The sequence below is a fragment of the Ectopseudomonas khazarica genome (assembly GCF_017915135.1).
Classification (GTDB): Bacteria; Pseudomonadota; Gammaproteobacteria; order Pseudomonadales; family Pseudomonadaceae; genus Aquipseudomonas; species Aquipseudomonas khazarica.
In genome coordinates this window covers 176217-200080 of the sequence record NZ_CP068551.1, presented here as the reverse complement: position 1 = coordinate 200080, position 23864 = coordinate 176217, and the positions used below count along the sequence as shown (strand labels likewise).

The window sequence follows — 23864 nt, the reverse complement described above, 5'->3', positions numbered from 1 at the left end:
AAGCAGGCGGAGCAATCGTTACGCTCAGGTTAACGATTGCTCAAGCGCGGGCATCGGCTGCGTCGTCCAGCTCGGAGCGGGATGCCGTCCGGGCCATCTCCAGACGGTCGCGCCCGCGTTGCTTGGCCTGGTAGAGCAGCTTGTCCACCGCATTGAGGAAGTCCAGCGCCCGGTCCTGCGCGCCCGGCACGATGGTGCTCACCCCCAGGCTGATGGTGAGCATGGGCGACACGCTGGAGCGTTCATGGGGGATGCGCTGCTGGCGCACCTGCTGGCGGCAGCGCTCGGCGATGTGCCGGGCCGCGGCCTCATCGGTCTCCGGCAGGACCAGCACGAACTCCTCGCCGCCGAAGCGTCCGACGAAGTCCCGGGGCCGGCTGGCCGCACGGCTCAGGGCCTGACCGACGTGCTTCAGGCAGTCGTCACCCTGAATGTGACCGTAATGGTCGTTGTACTGCTTGAAGTGATCGATATCGAGGAGGATCAGCGACAGCGGCTGGCGGGTGCGCTGGGCATTGGCCCACTCCGAGGCCAGCACCGTGTCGAACATGCGCCGGTTGGCCACGCCCGTCAGGCCGTCCTTGTAGGAGTACTCCTCCAGCTGCTTCTGCAGGGTCAGCAGCTGCTCCTCGGTCTTCTTGCGTTCGCTGATGTCGAACATGAAGCCGATCAGCGATTCCACCTCGCCATTGTCGTCACGCACCACATGCACCACGTCGCGGATCCACACGTAGTCGCCAGCGGCAGTCAGCGCCCGGTAGTCGGCCTCGTGGTCGACACCGTTCTGCGACTGCGAGATGCACAGCTCGACCACCTTCTCGCGGTCTTCCGGGTGCATGCGCGTGGCCCAGTCCTCGGCGCTGACCCAACTGGCCTGCGCCCAGCCGAGCAGACTCTCGATCTGCGGGCCGATGTAGGCGAACGTCATGGTCTTCCAGTCGATCTTCCAGGGAATCGCCTGGGTGGACTCCAGCAGGGTCTTGTACACCGCCTGATCAGTTGTCTCGCTCATGCCTGCCACCTCCGCCGCGTCTGCGCTTCGTTATAACGCAAACATGTCAGAGATGGGCGACAAGGATGCTGCAACCGGTATTGCCTTGCCGCTCATGACGCAAGCCGGCCCACACGAAACGTGATGCGCGTTGCAGTCTTTCGAGTTCGCAGACCAGTCATCTCGAGCACCCTTCACATGGCTCCAGGCCACCATGTAAATTCGCACCCTACTCTGTGGCCTGGACTCTCACCAGGCCTCTGTACAGGTGCAACGGAATGCAAACAACCGACGGTCAGGGAACTGACAGTGGCCTCGCCTGCCTGGTCATGCTGGCACGCTTCCACAATGTAGCGGCCTCCCCGGAGCAGCTTGCTCATGAATTCGCCGAAGATGGCCGTGCTTTCGGTCGTGCCGAGTTGCTGCTGGCGGCGAAGAAGCTCGGCCTCAAGGCCAAGTCCGCACGCAGTGCCATCGAGCGCCTGCCGCATGTCCCGTTGCCTGCAATCGCGGCTGATCAGGATGGCCGCTTCTTCATCATCGCCCGTATCGATGAAGGCAAGCGCCAGGTTCTGATTCACGATCCGCAGGCGCAGCGCCCCGAGGTCCTTTCGTTCGAACAGTTGCAGGCGCGCTGGGCGGGCGAGCTGATCCTGATTCGCTCCGAAGCCTCACTGGCGGGCGAGCTGTCGCGTTTCGACTTCACGTGGTTCATCCCCGCCATCGTCAAGTACCGCAAACTGCTGGGCGAAGTGCTGCTGGTGTCGTTCGTGCTGCAGATCTTCGCGCTGCTCACGCCGCTGTTCTTTCAGGTGGTGATGGACAAGGTGCTGGTGCACCGTGGCCTGTCGACCCTGGATGTGATCGCCATCGGCCTGCTCGGCATCATGATCTTCGAGACTCTGCTGTCGGGCTTGCGCAGCTATGTGTTCGCGCATACCGCGAGCCGCATCGACGTGGAGCTGGGGTCGAAGCTGTTCCGCCATCTGGTGACCCTGCCGCTGGCGTATTTCCAGGCCCGTCGGGTGGGGGATTCGGTGGCGCGGGTGCGTGAACTGGAGAACATCCGCAGCTTTCTCACCGGCAATGCCATCACGCTGATCCTCGACGTGCTGTTCTCCGTGGTGTTCATCGCGGTGATGTTCTACTACAGCGGCTGGCTGACGCTGGTGGTGATTCTGTCGCTGCCGCTGTATTTCCTGGTGTCTCTGCTGATCACCCCGGTCCTGCGCGCGCGCCTCAACGAGAGTTTCTCCCGGGGCGCGGAGAACCAGGCCTTTCTGGTGGAGACGGTCAACGGCATCGATACCCTCAAGGCCATGGCGGTGGAACCGCAGATCAACCGCAAGTGGGACAACCAGCTCGCGGGCTACGTAGCTGCGAGTTTCAAGACGCAGAACCTTTCCATGCTGGCCAATGAAAGTGTTGGTTTCATCGGCAAGCTGGTCACCGTGGCCACCCTCTGGCTGGGCGCGCGCCTGGTGATCGAGGGCGACCTGACGGTCGGCCAGTTGATCGCTTTCAACATGCTGGCCGGGCGGGTCTCACAGCCGATCATGCGCCTGGCCCAGCTGTGGACCAACTTCCAGCAGACCGGCGTCTCGGTGCAGCGCCTGGGCGATATCCTCAATACCCGCACCGAGCTGTCCCAGGCCACCCGTAGCGCGCTGCCACCGCTGAAAGGGCAGATCGAGTTCGATCAGGTGCACTTCCGCTATCGCCCGGATGGCTCGGAGATTCTGCGCGGCATCAGCTTGCACATTCAGGCTGGCGACGTGATCGGCGTGGTCGGTCGCTCCGGCTCGGGCAAGAGCACCCTGACTCGCCTGCTGCAGCGCCTCTATACGCCGGAACGCGGCCGGGTGCTGGTCGACGGCATGGACCTGGCCCTGGCCGATGTCTCTTCCCTGCGCCGACAGATCGGTGTGGTGCTGCAGGACAACATGCTGTTCGCCCGCAGCATCCGCGAGAACATTGCGCTGACCGATCCCGGCGCGCCGATCGAGCAGGTGATGCAGGCGGCGAAGATGGCCGGCGCCCATGAGTTCATCCTGGAGCTGTCGGAGGGCTACGACACCGTGGTCGGTGAACACGGCGCCTCGCTGTCCGGGGGGCAACGCCAACGTATCGCCATTGCCCGCGCACTGATGGGCAACCCGCGCATCCTGATCTTCGACGAGGCCACCAGCGCCCTGGACTACGAGTCCGAACGCATCATCCAGCAGAACATGCAGGCCATCTGCAAGGGCCGCACGGTGATCATCATCGCTCACCGCCTGAGCGCGGTGCGCGACGCCAACCGCATCCTGGTGATGGATCGCGGGCAGATCGTCGAGCAGGGCAGCCATGCCGAACTGCTCACCCACCAGGCCGGCCACTATTCCCGTCTGCACCGCCTGCAGCAAGGCGGTGCCGCATGAGTGCCAAGCGCGAGCTGATCAACCGCTACCGCCAGGCCTGGCGCCATTCCTGGCGTAACCGCCAGGCGATGGATGCACCGCCACGGCTGAACCACGAAGTGCACTTTCTGCCCGCCGCCTTGGCGCTGCAGGAGGCGCCCGTCCACCCCGCACCACGGATCATTCAGTGGACGATCATCGCGTTCGCCGTGATTGCGCTGCTCTGGGCCTGCATCGGTGAGATCGACGTGGTCGCCACCGCCACCGGCAAGATCGTGCCCAGCGGCAAGAGCAAGGTCATCCAGCCCAGCGAAGTGGCGGTGGTCAAGGCCATCCAGGTTTACGACGGGCAGCGCGTAAAGGCAGGCGAGCTGCTGGTCGAGCTGGACACCCAGATCACCGGTGCTGACGTCCAGCGCTTGAAGAGCGACCTGCTGGCGGCCCAGGTCGACAGCGCCCGGGCCGGTGCCCTGCTTGATGCCATCGAGGAAGGCCGAGAGCCCGCCTCCCTGGCCAGCCGTATCGCGCAAGCCAGCGAAGCCCAGCAGCGCTCGGCACAGACCTGGCTGCGGGGCCAGTACCTGGAACTGCAGAGCACCCTGCAGCAAAGCGATGCCGAGATCGCCCAGCGCACGGCGGAGATCCAGGCCGCCCGCGCCTGGGTGGCCAAGCTGCAGGAGTCCTTGCCCATCGCCCGACAACTGGCAGCGGACTACAAGCGCCTGCTCGACAAGGCCTATGTCGCCAAGCACGCCTACCTGGAAAAGGAACAGCAGCGCCTGGATCAGGAACGCGAGCTGGCCGTGCAACAGGCACGCGTGCTGGAGCTGCAGGCGGCCAAACAACAGGCCGAGAGCCGCCGCCAGAGCGTACTGGCGCAGACCCGCCGGGCGATGCTCGACCTCCTGCATGAATCCGAACAGCGCGCCGCTGGCCTGCAACAGGAACTGAGCAAGGCCGAGCAACGCAACCGCCTGATGCACCTCACCGCACCGGTGGACGGCACCGTCCAGCAACTGGCGATCCACACCGCCGGCGGCGTGGTGACCGAAGCCCAGCCACTGATGGTCATCGTGCCCAGCAATCAGCCGGTGGAAGTCGAGGCCATGCTGGAGAACAAGGACATCGGCTTCGTGCGCCCGGGCCAGGAGGTGGAGGTCAAGGTCGACACCTTCACCTTCACCAAGTACGGCGTGGTGCACGGCACGGTCGTGAGCATCTCCGACGACGCCATTGAAGATGAGCGTCTGGGGCTGGTGTACAGCACGCGCATTCAGCTCAAGGAGAACAGCATTGTGGTGGGCGACCAACAGGTAGCGTTGTCACCCGGGATGTCGATCAGGGCAGAGGTGAAGACCGATAAGCGCAAGGTGATCGATTACTTCCTAAGTCCGCTTAAGCAACATACGGCAGAGAGTCTCGGTGAACGTTGACTCGAACAGAAAATCGGTCGTGACGGTTCAGAAAATGAGACATGCTCTGACGGCGAAAGAGCAGTACATCTATTTAAATTTTACCCAAGATTTTCAATGTATCGAAACGGCCGAAGAGCGCAAAAAATACATTCAGGTATTCGTACGCTCACTACCCCCGCACGCAATGAATCTCGCTTGCATGGGACATGATCAACGACAAGGCCATACTAAAAATCGCAACGCATAAAATCATCCAGAGACCCCGCTCAATAAGACACATAGCTAAGAGCACATTCATGAAGAAATATTACACTCTTTTTTTTGTGTGCGGATGCGCCATTGCCGGAGAAAGCGTAACTCATGACGAACTGGCCAAGAGATTAGTTCGCACAGGAATCAACTCACTAATACAGCAAGGAGTTTGTTCTTCCTACAACTCATGCACCAAAGAAAAACATGCACTGTACGACCGAACAGAGAGCGGTGCAAAGTTGAATTTTTACGGAATATCGGACCCGCAGACAGCTAGAAAACTAACATACACCCTGATCGCCGACTCAGTCATCGAGCCTTGTGCATCCATAAAGATAAACATTTACAAAGCCGACTTTAGAACAGTGAAGTCTAGCTTGTTCAAACCGGAACCTCTGGCAACAGCATTTCTTCAGGGAGAAGAAAAATGTACACGGTAGAAGTAAGAACAGATATAACAGGAGTACCCCACTCTTTCATGGTAATTACCGGCCCAGATGGAGTGGAGAAAGGTTATGGCTTTGCTCCAGAGGTCACAGGATTAACCGGCGACGGCAAGATTTTTGACGACACACTTCATGAATACGACAAAAGCAGCGGAAAAATAGAGATCACACAGGAGCAATATGAAAAACTAAATCAATATATCATAAGCTCCGAAGAGAACCCTCCATACTACAACCTACCCTTCGGCGCTCACTGCTCTCTCTGGGTCGTACACGGCCTGATCCAAGCCGAAATTGTTAATAACAATGTTGTTAACATGCGCGACGACGGCTACCTACGAGATTTTGTTGAAACAATTCTATATAACCCATACCAGCAATATGTAGACTTTTCAGTTAATGAGTTCTTCAGGAACGCACTGGATTTTATTCTACGACGCGACCCCCTCACCTTGGACCTCGATGGCGACGGTATCGAGACCGTTTCCGCCAATACCGGGATTACCTTCGACTTCGATGGCGACGGCCTGAAAACTGGCACTGGCTGGGTCAAGAGCGACGACGGCTTCCTGGTAATCGATCGCAACGGCAACGGCACCATCGACAATGGCTCCGAGTTGTTCGGTGTGGATACCATCAAGTCCAACGGCCAAAAGGCCAGTGACGGTTTCGATGCGTTGCGCGACCTTGACGGTAATGGTGATGGCGTATTCGATGCTCAGGATGCCCAGTTCGGGAATGTCCGCGTCTGGCAGGACCTCAACCAGGATGGCGTGGCACAGGCCAATGAGCTGAAAACCCTGGCCGAGCACCATATCACTGCGGTCAACTTGAACTCGACGGCTAGCAACCAGAACTCCAACGGCAACATCATCAGCGCGACCGGGAGTTTCATTCGTGATGATGGTAGCGAAGGCGCAGTCAACGATAACCAAAGTTTGGCCGCCAACCTCGATCTAGCTAACAATCCATTTTACCGTGAGTACTTGGATGCGCTGCCAATCAGCGACGCCGTTGCAGCGCTACCAGATATGCAAGGCTCCGGCGCCGTGCGCGACCTGCGGGAGGCAGCGACGCAGAATGCTGAGCTAGCCCAGCAACTGGCCAGTTACGCCAATGCCGGCACCCGAGCGCAGCAGATGGCTCAGCTTGATAGCCTGCTGAGTGCCTGGGCAGGCTCAAGTGGCTACCGCACGCTGTTCGAACGCATTGATGATATGCAGCTTGGCTCCGGGGTATTTCTTAGCGACATTAAGTTCATCTACTCCTGGGACAAACCCGTTGGTCCTGTTGGTAGCAGCAGCGGTGGCGGCGGCGGGACTACAACCACTGGAATATCCATAGAAGACGGTATCGGCGGATTCGCTCCAGACCCGACGCCAGAACAGCTCAAGAAAAAAGCGCTACTGGAGAAAATCGCAATACTTGAAGTTTTCAATGGCCAGAATTTCTTCAACTTCTCGACTGCGCAGAAAGAAGATGCGCAAGGAAACACAAGCCATGAAATTAAATTTGTGGCGGGCACATCCACTCGCACTAGAAGACCTTCGTCCGGAAGCAGCAGCAGCGCAGGTCTTCCAGAGATAATCTTCATTACCGAAGAGGACCTGGTTATAAACGCAGGACAAGAAGCCCTGCTCAACCAGGCCTATGAATCGCTCAAGGAGTCGATCTACAACGGTCTGCTGTTGCAGACCCGACTGAGGTCCTATGTCGATGCAATCGAGGTGAACGTCGGGCAGAACGGCTTTACACTGGACCATTCTGAACTTCTTCAGCGCTTCGTCGGGCTGGCCGCGAACGATCCATTCAAAGCCGTTCTCGACGCCTATGACCTGCGTGCAGCCATGCCCAGTGGAGCGGTTCACGCTGTCCTCGGGGACATGACCGAAAGCTGGCTGGAGCAATTGAGCCCGGAGCAGCTGCAGTCTCTGACTACGCAGCTGGGTGGCCAGGTGCTTGTGGGCAACAACTCGCAGGAGACGCTCGCAGGCACCGCAGGGCACGACTTCCTGCTGGGAAAAGACGGGAATGATCGTCTCAAAGCGAATGCGGGAGATGACATGCTCAGCGGCGGGCAGGGTAACGACGCCCTTTACGGTGGCTCAGGCAATGATCTGCTGCTCGGCGGCGAGGGCAACGACAACCTCAATGGCGATACCGGCAACGATATCCTTGACGGCGGCGTGGGTAACGATGCCCTCAGCGGAGCCTCGGGAAGCGATACCTATCGCTTCAGCCGTGGCTGGGGTCAGGACACGATCAACAACTACGACAGAGGCACCAACAAGATCGATGCCATCCTCTTCGCTGAGGACATCTCGCCCGGTGACATCCTCATCTCTCGCTCAAGCGACAACCTGATCCTGTCGCTGGCCGGTAGCACCGACAGGATTACCATCAGAAGCTACTTCAGCGAAGACGGTACCAGTACCTACAAGCTGGAAGAAATCCGCTTCGCCGACAGCACCACCTGGACCATTGAACAAGTCAAGGACATGGTCCTGCAAAGCAGTGACGGCAAGGACATCATTGAGGGCTATGCATCGGACGATACCCTCAGCGGCGGGGCCGGCGATGACAACATCCAGGGCCAAAGCGGTAATGACACACTGAGCGGTGACGCTGGTAACGACGCCCTTTACGGCGGCTCAGGCAATGATCTGCTGCTCGGCGGCGAGGGCAACGACAACCTCAATGGCGATACCGGCAACGATATCCTTGACGGCGGCGTGGGTAACGATGCCCTCAGCGGAGCCTCGGGAAGCGATACCTATCGCTTCAGCCGTGGCTGGGGTCAGGACACGATCAACAACTACGACAGAGGCACCAACAAGATCGATGCCATCCTCTTCGCTGAGGACATCTCGCCCGGTGACATCCTCATCTCTCGCTCAAGCGACAACCTGATCCTGTCGCTGGCCGGTAGCACCGACAGGATTACCATCAGAAGCTACTTCAGCAAAGACGGTACCAGTACCTACAAGCTGGAAGAAATCCGCTTCGCCGACAGCACCACCTGGACCATTGAACAAGTCAAGGACATGGTCCTGCAAAGCAGTGACGGCAAGGACATCATTGAGGGCTATGCATCGGACGATACCCTCAGCGGCGGGGCCGGCGATGACAACATCCAGGGCCAAAGCGGTAATGACACACTGAGCGGTGACGCTGGTAACGACGCCCTTTACGGCGGCTCAGGCAATGATCTGCTGCTCGGCGGCGAGGGCAACGACAACCTCAATGGCGATACCGGCAACGATATCCTTGACGGCGGCGTGGGTAACGATGCCCTCAGCGGAGCCTCGGGAAGCGATACCTATCGCTTCAGCCGTGGCTGGGGTCAGGACACGATCAACAACTACGACAGAGGCACCAACAAGATCGATGCCATCCTCTTCGCTGAGGACATCTCGCCCGGTGACATCCTCATCTCTCGCTCAAGCGACAACCTGATCCTGTCGCTGGCCGGTAGCACCGACAGGATTACCATCAGAAGCTACTTCAGCAAAGACGGTACCAGTACCTACAAGCTGGAAGAAATCCGCTTCGCCGACAGCACCACCTGGACCATTGAACAAGTCAAGGACATGGTCCTGCAAAGCAGTGACGGCAAGGACATCATTGAGGGCTATGCATCGGACGATACCCTCAGCGGCGGGGCCGGCGATGACAACATCCAGGGCCAAAGCGGTAATGACACACTGAGCGGTGACGCTGGTAACGACGCCCTTTACGGCGGCTCAGGCAATGATCTGCTGCTCGGCGGCGAGGGCAACGACAACCTCAATGGCGATACCGGCAACGATATCCTTGACGGCGGCGTGGGTAACGATGCCCTCAGCGGAGCCTCGGGAAGCGATACCTATCGCTTCAGCCGTGGCTGGGGTCAGGACACGATCAACAACTACGACAGAGGCACCAACAAGATCGATGCCATCCTCTTCGCTGAGGACATCTCGCCCGGTGACATCCTCATCTCTCGCTCAAGCGACAACCTGATCCTGTCGCTGGCCGGTAGCACCGACAGGATTACCATCAGAAGCTACTTCAGCGAAGACGGTACCAGTACCTACAAGCTGGAAGAAATCCGCTTCGCCGACAGCACCACCTGGACCATTGAACAAGTCAAGGACATGGTCCTGCAAAGCAGTGACGGCAAGGACATCATTGAGGGCTATGCATCGGACGATACCCTCAGCGGCGGGGCCGGCGATGACAACATCCAGGGCCAAAGCGGTAATGACACACTGAGCGGTGACGCTGGTAACGACGCCCTTTACGGTGGCTCAGGCAATGATCTGCTGCTCGGCGGCGAGGGCAACGACAACCTCAATGGCGATGCCGGCAACGATATCCTTGACGGCGGCGTGGGTAACGACGCCCTCAGCGGAGCCTCGGGAAGCGATACCTATCGCTTCAGCCGTGGCTGGGGTCAGGACACGATCAACAACTACGACACTTCCGCAGATAGCCTGGATACGCTTCGTTTCGAGGAGGGAATATCCGTCGAACAACTGTGGTTCAGGCGGAACGGTTCGAACCTGGAAGTGAGTGTGATAGGAACCACCGACAAGGCAACGATCAGCAGATGGTATTCCAACAGCAATTATCGATTGGATCAGTTCCAGACTGCCGATGGCAGGACGTTGCTGGACGGGCAGGTACAGAACCTGGTCGATAGCATGGCCGCATTCGGCGTGCCCGCAGGAGGTGAATCCAACCTCACCCCGGATCAGCGTGCGCAATTGGATATGGTGATCGCTGCCAACTGGCAGTAATGCAGAAAACAACAAGGGCCGCATTCGCGGCCCTTGTTGTTTGTAGCAGGCGAGTATCAGGACTCGCTGGCTTTCAGGCCGGCGTACAGGCGGGTCAGCTCGTTGAGCTGGCGGAACAGCGAGTCGGTGCTGACGGTGATCACGGTCGGCACGAAGTCCTGCGAGGCATGCAGGTCGATGCCCTTGAGGGTGAAGCCCCAGTGGGCACGGGCGCGACGCTGGGCGGCGGCGATCTCTTCATTGGGCGTGCCGGCGGCTTCCAGCTCCTTGAGGATGGTCTCGAAGTCGCTCACGGACTTGTCCAGCTTGGCATCGAGGTCCGGCATCTGCACACGCCAGGACTTGGCCATGTAGAGCATGGCGATGCGCTGGGTCTGCACCCGCGCCCAGCCGCTGCGGTTGACCGTCGCGCCCATCGCGCCGACGTGCTTGGCCATCAGATCGGTCACGGTCTGGGTCTGCTGCAGCAGCTGCTCGCTGGCCGCCAGCACCTGCACGGCCTGGGCCTGGTCCGGCGTGGCCTCGACTTGCTGGCGATAGGTCGACCAGGTCGCACCGACCTGGGCCAGGGCGGCCTTGATCTCGGCGTTGGGCGCGTATTCCGAGAGGGCCCTGTGGCTGGCTTCGAAACGCTGGATGGTTTCCTGCAGCTGGCGCTGCGCGGTGTCCACGCGCACATCGGCGCCGAGCATCAGGTAGTCCTTGGCCATGCGCTGGCCGAGCGAACGCTGCAGGCCGGCCATGTTCATGGCCTCGGAATCGGTGAGCTGCGCCAGGCTGGGCATGCTGACCAGCGTGGTGCAGGCCAGCAGGATGAATGTCAGGTACTTCTTCAACACGTCGGTACTCCAATTCGAGAACAAGGCAATGCACCGCGGGCGACTGCCTGCGGTAACGGGTTGAACCCTTGAATGCGGGGTTTTTATTGGAATGCGAGGGGGCAGGGATGCCGGGCGCGTGACCCGGATGCCGAAAAAAAGGCGCCGATCATAGCTGGTAAAACGCCATCATTCTGTGCGACCAGTCATGAAGCGGACCGACGGTCGCATTTTTCGGCAGGAATTCTGGCCGATCGGACAAAAAAACTCCGCCGCCGCCCGGACAGGCGCTACGGCAGGTCGTAAAAAAGCCGCCAGTCGCCAGAAAACGGGGGACGAGGAATCTCAGGAGAGCAGGCTGACCACGCTGGAGCGGCTGATATTGGCCTGCGCCACCACGGTCTGGGTCACGGCCGCGTAGCTGCTGGGGCTGCGGCTCATCAGGTTGAACACCTCACCGGCGAAATCGCGCGCCCACTCGCGCTCGTTCTGCTCGGCGTGACGCGCCAGGAATTCGCGGATTTCCTCCTGGCGATGACTGAGCTGTTCGCGCAGCGAGCCGATCCTGTCCAGCGCCTCGACCACTTCGTCCAGCGCCCGGCGCAGCTCGCGGGCACCGTCCAGGCGCGCGGCATCGGGCAGGCGCAGCAGTTGCTCGTCGTGACTGGGCAGGGCCGTCGCGGTCTTGGCCGCGAGCTTGCCCTCGCCCTGCACGCGCAGCTCGCCCTTGAGCTGCTGCCATTCGCTTTCCCGCGCACTGAAACGCAGCGCGCCACCGCTGTCGAGCTCGGCACGAATGCCCGCCGGGCCGAGGCCGACATTGAAACGGCGCAGGATCTGCTGCTCGCTCAGACCCTCGTCGAGCACCACGGCCAGGGGTTCGGCCAGCTTGCGTCCGGCGCTGAACAGCAGGGTTTCCCGGCCGGCCTGTTGCACCGCCGCGACGGAGTCCAGCCCCTGCAGGGTGAAGCGGCTGCGTACCGGCTCATTGAGGCGCAGCTTGAAGCTGGCATCCAGCGCCTCGCCGGAGCGCTGGCCGCGCTCGGCCAGCAACGTGCGCACCTGCTCCAGTTCGCGTTTGAGGGCTTCGCGCTCTCCCGCCTGAGCATTGCCGATCTCGCGGCTGAGGCTGAGCTTGAGCTGACCGAGGCGCCCGGCCAGCTCGCCCAGGTAGCTGTCGGCCGCCTGCATCGAGGTGAGCTGCTGGTTGAGCTGCAGGTTGAAGCTGGTGCTCTTGCCACGCGGCGTGGCCGCAGGCTCGGCAGCCGGCGCCGCCTTGCGCGTGCGCAGCGCGGTCTGTTCGCCCTGCACCGGGCGACGTGCCTGTGGATCGAGCGCCGTGACGACCGGGAGCTGCTTATCGACCTTGATCACCGGCGCGGCTCCTTACAGCAGGCTGAACAACGACATTTCGTTGATCTTCAGGTAGGTCTTCTGGGTCGCGCCCAGCGCCAGCTGGTAGTTGTTCAGGTCGATGGTGGCGCCGGCATAGTCGAGCTGCGACAGCTCGCCCTCGATCTTCTGGTTGACCAGCGAGACGTCCTCGTTGCTGTCGGTCAGCAGGGTCAGGGCATTCTGCCGGCCACCCAGGTCGGTGATCGAACCCAGTACCCGGCCATGCGCATCGTCCAGTGCCGCCATGGTATCGACGATCTGCTGGCGCACGGCCGGATCGGTGGCATCCAGCGCCGGGTCCTGCAGGGTGTTGATCAGGCCGCGCAGCTCGTTGAGCATGCCCACGCCCGTGCCGTACACGCTGGCAGCGGTGACGTTCTCGTCGACCAGCACGCCGTTGGCCACGGCCGCCTGGCGGTGCTTGTCGTTGCCGGTGAGGCTGTAGGTCTGGGTCGCGGCATCGAAGGTCAGCGCCTGGGTGTCGCTGAGGGTGCCGGAGAACAGGTAGCGGCCCTCCTCGTCACGCACGTTGGCGAAGCTGACGATGGTGTCCTCGATGATCGACAGCTCGCCGGCCATGGCCGCCAGGTCTTCGCTGGTGTTGGAGCCGTTGGCGGCCCACAGCAGCAGGTCGCGCACGTTGAGCATGGCGTCGGAGGTGGACTTGAGGTTGGCCTCCTGGGTCGACAGGCTGCCGGACACGTTGGCGATGTTCTTGCGAAACTGCTCCAGGCTCGCCTCTTCACGCTCCACGCGCAGCACCCGCACGCTGGCGATCGGGTCGTCGGACGGCAGCAGGATGCGCTTGCCGGTGGCCATCTGCTGCATCAACTTGCCCAACTCGGCGGAACTGACGTTCATCGAGTTGTGCATCATCGAGGTGATCTGCGAGTTGGTGATGCGCATCATCAGCGGGTCTCTCCAGAAAGCGCGTCAGAACGCGGAAAGCATGTCGTCGAACAACTGGCTGGCCGTGCTGATCACCTTCATGTTGGCCTGGTAGGCCTGCTGATAGGTCATCAGGTTGACCGCCTCCTCATCCAGGCTCACCGCGCTGACACTGTCGCGCTGGGCCTGGGCCTGCTGGGTCACGGCGGTGGCGGATTTGAGGTCGGCCTGGTTCTGCCGGCTGTCGCTGGCGACCTGGCCAAGCAGGCCGGCGTAGGCGTCGTTGAGGGTGACCTGGCTGCCGTTCAGGGTGATGGTCTGGTTCTTCAGGCCGAGCAGGTCGAGCAGCACCTCGTTGTTGCCCGTCTCCCCCGCCGTCGAGGAAAACGCCAGCTGCTCGGCCGTCAGTGGCTCGATGCGCAGCAGCGCGGTGGTGCTGGCCGGGTCGTAGACGAACAGCGGCTGGCCCGGATTGCCATCGAGATCGAAGCCGGTGGCGAGCACATCGTTGACCATCTGCGCCAGCTGGCTGGCCATGTCGTGCAGGGCGTCGAGGTTCGGCCGCAGGCTGTCGTACTCGACGTCATGGAGACCGCCGAACGCGCCGCCGAAACCATCCTGGCGCAGCGGGAAGCTGGTACCGGCGAAGGCCAGTCTGACCTCCTGCTCGCCGGTCGCGGTCATCGCCACGGCGAGCTGGCCGGCGGTCGGCCCGGCCACCAGCGGCTGACCGTTGGCCAGGGCGACGCTGAGCGAACCGTCCGGCACCTCGTGTATGCGCAGCTTGGCGAACTGGCTGAGCTGCCCCACCAGGCTCTCGCGGTGGTCGCGCAGCGCCGTGCTGTCACCCTTGACCGACTCGGTCTCGACGATCTTCTTGTTGAGCAGGGCGATGTTTTCGGTGAGGCCGTTGATCTCGGTGGCCATGGCCGTGCGTTGTTCCTGCAGCGCCTTGACCTGGGCGTCGATGTTGCTGCTCAGGCCGTTGAAACGCTGGGTCAGGTTGCTGGCCTCGCTGATGATCTGCTGGCGCAGGGCGATGGAGCCGGGCGTGGCACTGGCTTCGCTGAGCGCGGCGAAGAACTGGTCGAGGCCGGCGCTGATGCTCGACCCCGTGCCGGACATCAGTGCCTCCAGCGCGGTCAGGTACTGCTGCGATGCGCCGTAGAAGTTCTCTTCGGTGGTCGCGCGCCACAGTTGCTGGTTGTGAAAGTCGTTGGTCATGCGGCGGATGCTGATCACCTCGACACCGCCACCGACGCTCAGGCCACCCTGCCCGGCCAGCGAACCGGTGACGGTCTGCAGGCGGCTGAAGCCCGGCGTGTTGACGTTGGCGATGTTCTGCCCGGTGCTGGCCAGGGCCACCTGGCTGGCACGCACGCCACTGTAGGCGATCTGGTTGAGGATGCTCATGGCTTAGGACTCCTGACGCTCGAAGCGCATCGGCTGAGCGAAGGCCGCCAGACGCGACGCACGGGCGTCGTCGGCAGCGCGTTGGGCTGTTACCGAAGACAGGGCGACGGAATCGGCGGCGGACTTAAATTCATCACGCGCCAGCACCTGCTTGCCGGCGACGGCGCCCAGCAGCAGGCCGCTGTCGGCGCTCAGGGCACTGGCCAGCTGCTGGCGGGTCTGGGCGCTGAGCGAGGTCTGCTGCGCGGCCTCCTGCAGCGGCGCCTCGCGGCTGGCCAGGTCGCCGAGGATCCTGCGCGTGTAGTCGCGGGTTTCCTGATAGGGAATGCGCTCGATCCAGGCGCCGGTACTGATCTCGCCGCTGCGCGGGTCGCCGTTGACCTTGAGCCATTCGTCGACCCGCCCCGGCCCGGCGTTGTAGGCCGCCAGCGCCAGCGCCTGATGGCCATCGTAGCGTTGCAGCATCTTGTCCAGGTAGGCACTGCCGAGGCGTCTGTTGTAGTCGGCGTCACTGGTCAGGCGCGCTTCGCTGAACGGCAGGCCGAGTTCGGCGGCCACCTCGCGGGCGGTCTCCGGCATCAGCTGCATCAGGCCGCGCGCGCCCTTCGGCGACACGGCGTCGACGCGCCCGGCGGACTCCTGCTGGATGACCCGCTCGACCAGGGCGACGAAACCCGCCGAGCCCTTGTCCCAGACCTTGCCGAGGTTGTCGACGCCGCGCTGCCAGGTTGCCCGCAGCGGCTCCAGCAGGCTGCTGCCAGTGCGCGCCGGCAGTTCGGCGGAGCGTGCGGCCAGCGCCGCGCCCTGCAGGTCAGGCGCGCCGCCGTTACCCGAGAGCTGATTGACCAGCATGTCGGCGATGCCGGTCTGCTTGCGACCGGCCAGGGTCTCGGCCAGCACCTCGTCGTAGAAGTCGCGCATGGTGTCCATCTCGCGACTGCGCATCGGATTGCCTTCGGCCAGCACGTCGCTGGCCTTGCGCATCTGCTTGAGGATCTGTTGCAGGAACAGCGCCTCGAACTGCTCGGCCGCCGCCTGCAGCTGCTGTTCGCGGGCCGTGCCGATGCCATCGGCGCTGCCGCGATGGCTGTTCATGTGTTGCGCGAGGGAAACGATGCTCATGGTTCAGATCACGATCAGTTCGGCATTGAGGGCACCGGCCTGCTCCAGCGCCTGGAGGATGCTCATGACGTCGTCCGGGGTGGCGCCGAGGCTGTTCACGGTGTTGATGATGCTGTCCAGGCTGGCGCCTTCCGGCCACTTGAACATGGCGTTCTTGTCCTGGCTGACGGCCACGTCGGAGCGCGGCACCACGGCGGTCTGGCCGCCGGAGAAGGCATTCGGCTGGCTGACCTGAGGGTTCTCGCTGATGGTCACGGTGAGGGTGCCGTGGGCCACCGCCGCCGCCTTGACCCGCACGCCCTGGCCCACCACCACGGTGCCGGTGCGACTGTTGAACACCACCTTCGGCCGCTCGCGTCCTTCCTCGACCTCCAGGCCTTCGAGCATGGCCATGAAGCCGATGCGCTGGGTGCTGGTGACTGGCGCGCGAATGGAGATCTTGGTGGAATCCAGCGCGCTGGCGGTACCGCTGCCGAAGCGTCCGTTGACCGCCTCGACCACCTTGGCGGCGGTCTGGAAACTGGGCTGGCGCAGGTTCAGCATGACCTCTTCACGGGTGCTGAAGTCACTGGGAATGAGGCGTTCGACCGTCGCGCCATTGGGCACCCGGCCGCTGTTGGCCGAGTTGATCGCCACGCTGGAACCGCTCTGCCCGGTGGCGTTGAGGCCACCGACGACGATGGCGCCCTGGGCCAGGGCGTAGATCTCGCCGTCGACGCCATGCAGCGGGGTCATCAGCAGCTGGCCGCCACGCAGGCTCTTGGCGTCGCCCAGCGAGGCGACGGTGACGTCGACGCTCTGCCCCGGACTGTAGGACGGCGGTATCTCCGCCGTGACGGTGACGGCGGCGACGTTCTTCAGCTTCGGGTCGACGTTCGGCGGCAGGTTGATGCCGAACTGCTTGATCATATTGGTCACCGACTGGCTGGTGAACTTGACCTGGTTCTTGTCACCGGTGCCGTCGAGGCCGACCACCAGGCCGTAGCCGATCAGCTGGTTGCCCCGGATACCCTCGATGTCCACCAGGTCCATCAGCGGTACGGCGCGGGTCGACAGCGGCCAGGTCAGGAGCAGGGCGACGCAGATGCGATAGAGCATGACCGGGCCTCAGAGGGGGAACAGCGGGTGGGTGAAGAAGCGCGTCAGCCAGCCAGCCGAGTTGCTGTCGTTGAGCACGCCACGGCCGGCGTAGGAGATGCGGGCGTTGGCCACGTTCTGCGACGACACCTGATTGGCGCGGTTGATGTCGTCGGTGCGCACCAGGCCGACCAGACGGATGTACTCGTCGCCCTGGTTCAGGCGCAGGGCCTTCTCGCCCTTGATCAGCAGGGTGCCGTTGGGCAGCACCTGGTGCACCGTCACCGCGATGGAGCCGCGCAGGGTGTTCTGCTGCGAGCTCTTGGCCGAGCCCTCGAAGTCGCGCTTGGCCTCGGCGGAGCTTTCCAGGCGGTCGTAGGTCTTGCCGAGCACGGTGGGTACGCCGATGGCCGCGCTGGAGTTCTTGCCGAAGCTGGTGCCAGCGCTCTTGCTCGACTGGGTGGACTCGTCGAGCACCACGGTGAGAATGTCGCCGACCCGCACCGCGCGCTTGTCGCCGGTCAGCGAGCCGCTGTAGCCGCTGCGAAACAGCCCGCCGCTGGTGGTCGGCGGCTGGCTGTAGTCCATCGCCAGTGGCTGGTACTGGCTGGAGTCTTCGTCGGGGAGCATCTCGTTGAAGCTGGCGCAGCCGCCGAGCAGCGACAGCAGAACCAGCGAAAGCAGGCGCATCATGGCGATCACACGGTCTGGTTGAGGAACTGCTGCATGCCGGAGGCGGCGTCGAGCACCTTGGCGTTGGCCTCGTAGGCGCGCTGGATGGAGATCATGTTGACCATGGCCTCGACCACCTGCACGTTGGAGCCTTCCAGCACGCCCTGCTTGAGGTTGCCCAGGCCTTCCTCGCCCGGCACGCCCTCCACCGGCTCGCCGCTGGCGACGGTCTCGCGGTAGAGGTTGCCGCCAAGGGCTTCCAGGCCGCCCGGATTGGTGAAGTTGACCAGGGTGATCTGGCCCAGCTCGGACGGCAGGGTGTCGCCGGCCAGCACGGCGGTGACGATGCCGTCGCTGCCCACGGTGAAGCGGCTGCTGCCGGCTGGCACCTCGATGTTCGGCGTCAGCGGCAGGCCCTGGGAGTTGACGATCATGCCTTCGGCATTGAGCTGCAACTGGCCGTTCTCGGTGTAGTAGATGTCGCCATTGGGCGCTTCCACCTGGAAGAAGCCCGCGCCGATGATCGCCAGGTCCATGGGCTGGCCGGTGGTCTGGATGCTGCCCTCGGTGAACACCTTCTGCGTGCCGGCCACGCGCACGCCGCTGCCGAGCTGGATGCCGGAAGGTACGGTGTTGACCTCATCAGCCTGCGCACCCGGCTGCAGTTCGATGGCGTAGAACAGGTCCTCGAACACCACGCGGTCGCTCTTGAAACCGTTGGTGTTGACGTTGGCCAGGTTGTTGGCCACGGCGCTCATGGCCTTGTCCTGGGCGGCCAGGCCGGTCTTGCTGACCCAAAGTGCGGAACTCATGTCGTGTCTCCTCTGTAGCCCGGATGCGCTCCGGGGACGTGCTCCCGGATCGCATCCGGGCTACCTGTGTCGTTGCCGACCTCTGCCGCTCAAGGGAGAGGGGAGGCAGCCTCATCAGCTGCCGCGGATCATCCGGTTGCCGGCCTCGGAGAGGTCCTCGGCGGCCTTCATCATCTTCACCTGGGTCTCGAACAGGCGGTTGAGGCTCATGGTCGCCACCAGCTGGTCGATGGCGCCGACGTTGCTCGCCTCCAGGTACCCGGCGGCCAGCACCGGCGCCTCCATGGCCTCGGCCGGCTGGCCGTCGTTGCGCAGCAGCAGGCCGCTGGCGTCCTTGCTCAGGTCGGCGGCGTCGACATCGACCACGCGGATGCGGTCGACCTCGGCGGTGACGAAATCGCCTCGCGGGATCACCGACACCGTGCCGTCGCGACCGATGTGCAGGCTGTCGTACTCGGGCAGCACGATGGGGCCGCCCTCGCCCAGCACGGCACGCCCGTTCAGGGTCAGGCGCAGCTCGGCATCGACCTGCAGCGCGCCGTTGCGGGTGTAACGCTCGGCTCCGCCGTCGCCTTCGACGGCGAACAGGCCGCGACCCTGGATCGCCACGTCGAGGTCACGACCGGTGGCCATCAGCTCGCCGGGCGCCAGGTTGACGCCATTGTTCTTGACCCGCGCCAGGTGCCGGCTGTCGTAGCCGTAGCCTTCCACGGCGACGGCCTGGGCCTGTTCGAGGTCGGCGCGGAAGCCGGGGGTGTTGACGTTGGCCAGGTTGTTGGCGTGCACCGTGAGCGAGCTCATAGTGCGGCTGGCGGCGGTCATTGCGGTGTAGCCGAGACGGTCCATGGGTCAGCCTCAGATCGCGCCGAACAGCACTTGGGTGAGTTCCTTATTGGTGGTCAGCACCTTGGTGTTGGCCTGGTAGTTGCGCTGGCCCTCCATCAGGCCCACCAGTTGCTGGGTCAGGTCGACGTTGGAGTTCTCCAGGGAACCGGCGGCCAGTTCGCCGAAGGGGCCGACACCCGGCACGCCGATCAGCGCCGCGCCGGACTCGGCGGTCTCCACCCAGGCGGTGCCGCTGATGTTCTTCAGGCCGCCGGTGTTGGCGAAGGTGGCCAGCGCCACCTGGCCCTGCAGCATGCGCTGGCCGTTGCTGTAGTTGGCGTAGACCATGCCGTCCTTCTCCACCGACAGGCCGGTCTGCTCGCCTGCCGCATAACCGCTGGCGCGGTTGGTGGTGACGACGAAGTCGGAGCCGTACTGGCTGGAGTTGCTGTAGTCGATAGCGATGGCCATGGGGTCGACGCCCGGCAGCGGGAAGCCGACGTTGACCGGGCCGGCCGGTGCGGCGAGCGTGCCGTTGGTGCCGAAGTTCAGCGCCTGCGGGCCACCGACGGCGGCGCCATCGGCGTAGTAGTACGCCTCCCAGTCATTGGCGGCGGTCTTGACGAAGTACTGGGTCAGGGTGTGTTCCTTGCCCTGGGAGTCGAACACCTTGGTAGTGTAGGTGGAGTTGTAGGTGTTCACGTCCGCCACGTCGAAGGGCGCGGTGGCCGGGACCGCCTCGTTGGAGTCCAGGTTCATGACGAACGCCAGGGTGTCGGTGGCGCGAGCCGGCAGGTTGGCGTTCTGCAGTTGCAGGTCGCCCATGGCCCCGACCAGCAGGTTGCCGGCGGCATCCACCGGGTAGCCCTGCAGGGTCTGCCCGGCGGCATTGACGATGAAGTTGTTCTTGTCGGCGCCGAACACGCCGGCGCGGGTATAGCTCAGGTCGCCGTTGGTATCGCGGGTGACGAAGAAGCCGCCGCCGGAGATGGCCAGGTCCAGGCTGCGCCCGGTGGTCACCAGGGAACCGCCCTGGCTGATGCTCTGCGTGGTGGCCAGCACTTCCACGCCCATCGCCTGGCTGTCGGCGTAGATGCTGCCGAACTCGGTGCGCGACGATTTGAAGCCGGTGGTGCCGGCGTTGGCGATGTTATGGCTGATGGTGTTGAGCTGTTCGTTGACGGCGCTGAGGCCGGTCATGGCGATGTTGAAACTCATGGCGACAGGACCCTTGAAGGAAGCGGATGAGAGGGATCAGAGCAGACCGGCGGTCTGCGTCTGGCCGAATTCGGTGATGTTGTAGAAGGGCACGGAGCCGACGCCGATGACGTCCAGCACCGGGCCTTCGGCGCTGACGCGCACCTGGGTGACACGCCCGGCCACCTCGACCTTGGGGTACTCGCCACTGTCGCTGTTGACCTCGACCTGGTAGCGCCCCGGTGCCAAGCCGAGTGCCTGCGGGTCCAGCGCGAAGGGCACGCGACCCGGCGCCTGGGAGCCGAGGTCGATATCCTTCTTCACGCCGTTGCTGTCGGTCAGCGTCAGGGTCAGCTTGCCGGCGGCATGCTCCAGGTTGATCTCGCCGTTGATGGCGTCCTCGCCCAGCTCCAGCTGCTCGGTCGCCACCTTCACTTCCTGGCCGACCAGGCCCGCGGCGGTGAGGGTCTGCAGGTTGTCCAGCAGGACCAGGTTGCTCTTGCTCAGCGAGGCCATGTTTTCCAGGCTCTTGACCTGGCTCATGGCGGCGAACTGGTTGAGGAACTCGGTGCTGTCCACCGGCTTGGTCGGGTCCTGGTTCTGGATCTGCGCGACCATCAGGGTGAGGAAGTTGTTCTCCAGCTGCGCCGCGTCGCTGACGTTGACCGCCTGCTTCACCGCCTCGTCGATGCCATAGGCGCTGCTGTTCTGCTTGTCGTTGCTGACCACGGCCATCAGGATTCTCCGAGCTTGAGCAGGCCCTGCTGCATGCTCTTCAGGCGGTTGAGGACTTCGACACTGGTCTCGAAGCTGCGGGTGGCCGACATCATGTCGGTCATCTCTTCGATCTGGTCGATGTCGGCGTAGAACACGTAGCCCTGATCATCGGCCAGCGGGTTGTCCGGTTCGTAGCGGCGCACCGGCTCGCGCCCGGCCGTGACCACGTCGAGCACCTGCACATGGGCGCCGCCCATGCCCACGCTGCGGGTCATCTGGTCGTTGTTGTAGACGGCGGCGAACACCGGCTTGCGCGCCTGGTACACGGCGTCGGCGCTGGCCGCCGCCGAGTCGGCGTTGGCCAGGTTGCTGGCCACGGTGTTGAGGCGCACGGTCTGCGCGTTCATCGACGAGCCGGCGATGCGGTAGATGGAATCGAAAGCCATGGTCAGCGTCCCTCGATGGCCTGCTTCAGGCCGCGGAATTTCATGCTGAGAAAGGTCAGGCTGGTCTGGAAGTCCATGCTGTTCTTGGAGAACGCGGCCTGTTCCACACTCAGCTCGACGCTGTTGCCGTCCTGCGACGGCTGGGTCGGCACGCGGTACTTGAGGTCGGCGCTGCTGGCCGCAAAGGCCTGCTGCGGGTCGAGGCGCTGCATCTCACCGGCGAAGTCGATGTCACGGGCGAGGAAGCCCGGCGTGTCTTCGTTGGCCAGGTTGGCGGCGAGAATCTCGCTGCGTTGCATGCGCAGCTCGATCGCCCGCGAATGCAGCCCCACCACGTCATCAATCCGTATACTCATTCACCGCTACCCTTAACCCAAGGTTGTGCCGAGATGCCTTGAGCACAAAGCGTGCCCAACCCCATGAAGAGCTGCAGCACATTGATTTATCAGGACTTTTCAAGATCTATCGAGCGCCTTGGCGTCGCCCTCTTTCCGCATCGGCGCGGCGCCGAGAGGAAAAGCGGAAAGGCTTTTTCCGCCTGCGCGTCGCTGCTTTTCCTCCTCGCGCTGGGGCCACTCGCGACCATGGCCGCTACGGATGAGGCGGCTGTCCAGATCGATCAGGCGATCGCCGCGCACATGCAGCAGCGGCTCGCCGAGGAGGCCAGGCGCCAGGCCTGGCACGGGCAACGCCACAGCCTCGACATCAGCCTGCTGGGCAATGCCGAACGGTTGCCGGCCTGCACCCAGGCGTTGCAACTGAGCGCCAGCAGCGACGACCCGTCACCGCTGTCACGCCAGCGTCTGCAACTGAGCTGCGCGGATGCCCCCGGCTGGACGCTCACTGCCCTGGTTCAGGCCAGCGTGTTCCTGCCGACCGTGCATGCGGCACGGGTGATCGAGCGCGGCCAGACCATCACCCGCGACCACCTGCAGTTGCAGGAAGTGAACATCGGCAAGGCGTCGCGCGGTTTCTACGCCGACGTCGACGAGGTCGTCGGCCAGGGCGCCAAGCGGCGCATCCGCGCCGGCCAGCTGATCGCACCGAACCTGCTCAGCGCGCCGCTGCTGGTGCGTCGTGGCCAGCAGGTGAGCATCGTCGCCAGCCAGGACGGCATCTCCGCCTCGGCCACCGGCGAGGCGCTGGCCAATGGTCGCGAGGGCGAGGTGATCCGCGTGCGCAACCTCGGCAGCCAGAAGGTGATCGAGGCCCAGGTGGTGGAAGAAGGCGTGGTCACCAGCACCTTCAGGTAGCGCGGCGACAAGCCCCAGGCGGCAAGTCGAAAGCAGCTCGCGAACGGCTGCGGGGTGGGTCAGCCGCCTGGCGTGCCGTGTTGAAATGCCTGCTGCGGCGCAACGAACCCTACGGCAACCGCGACCAGACGCTGGCTTCTACTGGCCGCTCGAAGCTGGCGGCTCGACGCTCATGTCCAGCCTTCCAGGCGCATGGTCGCGCGCACCAGGCGCTGCTCCTCCTGCTCGATGTCGCGCAGGTTGTCGCGGATGCTGTTGATATGGTCGCGTGCGGCGCGCTGGGCCTGCTCCGGCAGGCGCTCGAGCACCGCGTGGTAGAGACGCGCGTGCTGCCGGTCGATCTGCCGTTTCTGCGCCGGCCGGTGATACAGGTTGTTCACCGAGGCGAACACGGTGCTGAGCATCAGGTCGGTGAGCGATTGCAGGGTGTGCACCAGCACCGGGTTGTGCGAGGCCTCGCAGATCGCCAGGTGGAAGGCATGGTCGAGGCGCGCATGCTCGCGCGGGTCGACCGGGTTCTCCTGGGTATGCGCGGCGAGCATCTCCTCGTAGCGCCGGGTCAGCAGGACGAAGTCCGCCTCGGTGCCACGCAGCGCCGCCAGCCGCGCCGACTCCCCTTCGAGCAGGCCGCGCACCTCCAGCAGGTCGTAGAGCGTGCGCGGCTGCGAATTGAACAGGTGCATCAGCGGGCTGGCATCGCGCTCACCGCTGAGCTTGGCCACGCGCGAATCTCGCCCCTGGGCGGTCTCGATGATGCCGCGCCCGCGCAGCACCTTGAGCCCCTCGCGCAGCGCCGAGCGGGAGATGCCCAGTTTCTCGCACAGGCGCCGCTCCGACGGCAGCGGCTGCCCCACCTTGAGCACGCCATCGACGATCAGGCGCTCGATGCGCTCGGCCACCACGTCACTCACCTGCCGTCGTGCGGCGTTCAGATTCGCGTCCATT

20 protein-coding genes are annotated in these 23864 nt (G+C 63.5%); 5 read left to right on the top strand and 15 right to left on the bottom strand.

Translation table 11 applies throughout. The features are described 5' to 3' along the window. Nucleotides 1-40 precede the first annotated feature (40 nt). Nucleotides 41-1012: a GGDEF domain-containing protein gene (locus tag JLK41_RS00945; RefSeq protein WP_037056818.1), complete on the bottom strand. Its 972-nt coding sequence runs from the start codon at nucleotides 1010-1012 to the stop codon at nucleotides 41-43. Between the two features lie 257 nt (nucleotides 1013-1269). Here JLK41_RS00945 and JLK41_RS00940 point away from each other — a divergent pair, with 257 nt between their 5' ends. From JLK41_RS00940 to JLK41_RS25320, 4 genes are all read left to right on the top strand, one after another. After that, nucleotides 1270-3411, top strand: coding sequence for a type I secretion system permease/ATPase (locus JLK41_RS00940; RefSeq protein WP_210390157.1), 2142 nt, complete (start codon nucleotides 1270-1272; stop codon nucleotides 3409-3411). Then, nucleotides 3408-4823, top strand: coding sequence for an HlyD family type I secretion periplasmic adaptor subunit (locus JLK41_RS00935; protein ID WP_210390156.1), 1416 nt, complete (start codon nucleotides 3408-3410; stop codon nucleotides 4821-4823). The genes JLK41_RS00940 and JLK41_RS00935 overlap by 4 nt, the downstream gene beginning before the upstream one ends. A 278-nt stretch (nucleotides 4824-5101) precedes the next feature. Next, nucleotides 5102-5497 carry a hypothetical protein gene (locus JLK41_RS00930; RefSeq protein ID WP_210390155.1) on the top strand — a complete coding sequence of 132 codons (396 nt, stop codon included), beginning with the start codon at nucleotides 5102-5104 and terminating at the stop codon, nucleotides 5495-5497. Nucleotides 5498-5535: 38 nt separating this feature from the next. Next, entirely contained in the window at nucleotides 5536-10284 is a 4749-nt protein-coding gene (locus JLK41_RS25320) for a calcium-binding protein (RefSeq protein ID WP_244976462.1), read from the top strand. A gap of 56 nt (nucleotides 10285-10340) precedes the next feature. Here JLK41_RS25320 and JLK41_RS00920 read toward each other — a convergent pair whose 3' ends face one another. The 13 genes from JLK41_RS00920 to flgB form a co-directional block, all read right to left on the bottom strand. Continuing rightward, nucleotides 10341-11123: a type IV pili methyl-accepting chemotaxis transducer N-terminal domain-containing protein gene (locus JLK41_RS00920; protein WP_134677592.1), complete on the bottom strand. Its 783-nt coding sequence runs from the start codon at nucleotides 11121-11123 to the stop codon at nucleotides 10341-10343. 324 nt (nucleotides 11124-11447) lie between these two features. Next, complete coding sequence (locus tag JLK41_RS00915) at nucleotides 11448-12473, bottom strand: hypothetical protein (protein ID WP_210391177.1); 1026 nt, start codon at nucleotides 12471-12473, stop codon at nucleotides 11448-11450. 15 nt (nucleotides 12474-12488) lie between these two features. Then, nucleotides 12489-13403, bottom strand: coding sequence for a flagellar hook-associated protein FlgL (gene flgL, locus JLK41_RS00910; RefSeq protein ID WP_037057113.1), 915 nt, complete (start codon nucleotides 13401-13403; stop codon nucleotides 12489-12491). A gap of 27 nt (nucleotides 13404-13430) precedes the next feature. Beyond that, complete coding sequence (gene flgK / locus JLK41_RS00905; protein ID WP_210390154.1) at nucleotides 13431-14798, bottom strand: flagellar hook-associated protein FlgK; 1368 nt, start codon at nucleotides 14796-14798, stop codon at nucleotides 13431-13433. A 3-nt stretch (nucleotides 14799-14801) separates the two neighbouring features. Then, nucleotides 14802-15920 (bottom strand): lytic transglycosylase domain-containing protein, encoded by a 1119-nt coding sequence (locus JLK41_RS00900; protein WP_210390153.1) that lies wholly within the window; start codon nucleotides 15918-15920, stop codon nucleotides 14802-14804. A 3-nt stretch (nucleotides 15921-15923) separates the two neighbouring features. Continuing rightward, a complete protein-coding gene (locus JLK41_RS00895) occupies nucleotides 15924-17018 on the bottom strand; it encodes a flagellar basal body P-ring protein FlgI (RefSeq protein WP_037057087.1) in 1095 nt (364 codons plus the stop codon). Nucleotides 17019-17027: 9 nt separating this feature from the next. Continuing rightward, nucleotides 17028-17690, bottom strand: coding sequence for a flagellar basal body L-ring protein FlgH (gene flgH / locus JLK41_RS00890; RefSeq protein WP_134677587.1), 663 nt, complete (start codon nucleotides 17688-17690; stop codon nucleotides 17028-17030). 5 nt (nucleotides 17691-17695) lie between these two features. Continuing rightward, entirely contained in the window at nucleotides 17696-18481 is a 786-nt protein-coding gene (gene flgG, locus JLK41_RS00885; protein WP_047588779.1) for a flagellar basal-body rod protein FlgG, read from the bottom strand. 114 nt (nucleotides 18482-18595) lie between these two features. After that, a complete protein-coding gene (locus tag JLK41_RS00880; RefSeq protein WP_210390152.1) occupies nucleotides 18596-19327 on the bottom strand; it encodes a flagellar basal body rod protein FlgF in 732 nt (243 codons plus the stop codon). A 9-nt stretch (nucleotides 19328-19336) separates the two neighbouring features. Next, entirely contained in the window at nucleotides 19337-20524 is a 1188-nt protein-coding gene (gene flgE / locus JLK41_RS00875; RefSeq protein WP_134677584.1) for a flagellar hook protein FlgE, read from the bottom strand. A gap of 36 nt (nucleotides 20525-20560) precedes the next feature. Continuing rightward, entirely contained in the window at nucleotides 20561-21238 is a 678-nt protein-coding gene (gene flgD / locus JLK41_RS00870; RefSeq protein WP_210390151.1) for a flagellar hook assembly protein FlgD, read from the bottom strand. Then, a complete protein-coding gene (gene flgC, locus JLK41_RS00865; RefSeq protein WP_179553105.1) occupies nucleotides 21238-21666 on the bottom strand; it encodes a flagellar basal body rod protein FlgC in 429 nt (142 codons plus the stop codon). Before flgC ends, flgD begins: the two co-directional genes overlap by 1 nt. 2 nt (nucleotides 21667-21668) lie before the next feature. Continuing rightward, nucleotides 21669-22022 (bottom strand): flagellar basal body rod protein FlgB, encoded by a 354-nt coding sequence (gene flgB, locus JLK41_RS00860; protein ID WP_037057100.1) that lies wholly within the window; start codon nucleotides 22020-22022, stop codon nucleotides 21669-21671. A 228-nt stretch (nucleotides 22023-22250) separates the two neighbouring features. On the opposite strand from flgB, the gene flgA reads away from it, so the two are divergent. Then, on the top strand, nucleotides 22251-22919 hold the full coding sequence (gene flgA / locus JLK41_RS00855; protein ID WP_047588789.1) for a flagellar basal body P-ring formation chaperone FlgA: 669 nt from the start codon (nucleotides 22251-22253) through the stop codon (nucleotides 22917-22919). A gap of 170 nt (nucleotides 22920-23089) precedes the next feature. Here flgA and glcC read toward each other — a convergent pair whose 3' ends face one another. After that, a complete protein-coding gene (glcC, locus tag JLK41_RS00850; RefSeq protein WP_037057102.1) occupies nucleotides 23090-23863 on the bottom strand; it encodes a transcriptional regulator GlcC in 774 nt (257 codons plus the stop codon). Nucleotide 23864: the final 1 nt, after the last annotated feature.

Coding starts and splice junctions, on each gene's coding strand:
- JLK41_RS00935 (WP_210390156.1), top strand. CDS start 3,408: ATGAGTGCCAAGCGCGAGCTGATCAACCGCTACCGCCAGGCCTGGCGC.
- flgA (WP_047588789.1), top strand. CDS start 22,251: ATGGCCGCTACGGATGAGGCGGCTGTCCAGATCGATCAGGCGATCGCC.
- JLK41_RS00880 (WP_210390152.1), bottom strand. CDS start 19,327: ATGGACCGTCTCGGCTACACCGCAATGACCGCCGCCAGCCGCACTATG.
- JLK41_RS00900 (WP_210390153.1), bottom strand. CDS start 15,920: ATGAGCATCGTTTCCCTCGCGCAACACATGAACAGCCATCGCGGCAGC.
- flgK (WP_210390154.1), bottom strand. CDS start 14,798: ATGAGCATCCTCAACCAGATCGCCTACAGTGGCGTGCGTGCCAGCCAG.
- flgD (WP_210390151.1), bottom strand. CDS start 21,238: ATGGCCGTGGTCAGCAACGACAAGCAGAACAGCAGCGCCTATGGCATC.
- flgH (WP_134677587.1), bottom strand. CDS start 17,690: ATGATGCGCCTGCTTTCGCTGGTTCTGCTGTCGCTGCTCGGCGGCTGC.
- flgC (WP_179553105.1), bottom strand. CDS start 21,666: ATGGCTTTCGATTCCATCTACCGCATCGCCGGCTCGTCGATGAACGCG.
- JLK41_RS00945 (WP_037056818.1), bottom strand. CDS start 1,012: ATGAGCGAGACAACTGATCAGGCGGTGTACAAGACCCTGCTGGAGTCC.
- flgL (WP_037057113.1), bottom strand. CDS start 13,403: ATGCGCATCACCAACTCGCAGATCACCTCGATGATGCACAACTCGATG.
- glcC (WP_037057102.1), bottom strand. CDS start 23,863: ATGGACGCGAATCTGAACGCCGCACGACGGCAGGTGAGTGACGTGGTG.
- JLK41_RS25320 (WP_244976462.1), top strand. CDS start 5,536: ATGGTAATTACCGGCCCAGATGGAGTGGAGAAAGGTTATGGCTTTGCT.
- JLK41_RS00940 (WP_210390157.1), top strand. CDS start 1,270: ATGCAAACAACCGACGGTCAGGGAACTGACAGTGGCCTCGCCTGCCTG.
- JLK41_RS00930 (WP_210390155.1), top strand. CDS start 5,102: ATGAAGAAATATTACACTCTTTTTTTTGTGTGCGGATGCGCCATTGCC.
- flgG (WP_047588779.1), bottom strand. CDS start 18,481: ATGAGTTCCGCACTTTGGGTCAGCAAGACCGGCCTGGCCGCCCAGGAC.
- flgE (WP_134677584.1), bottom strand. CDS start 20,524: ATGAGTTTCAACATCGCCATGACCGGCCTCAGCGCCGTCAACGAACAG.
- flgB (WP_037057100.1), bottom strand. CDS start 22,022: ATGAGTATACGGATTGATGACGTGGTGGGGCTGCATTCGCGGGCGATC.
- JLK41_RS00895 (WP_037057087.1), bottom strand. CDS start 17,018: ATGCTCTATCGCATCTGCGTCGCCCTGCTCCTGACCTGGCCGCTGTCG.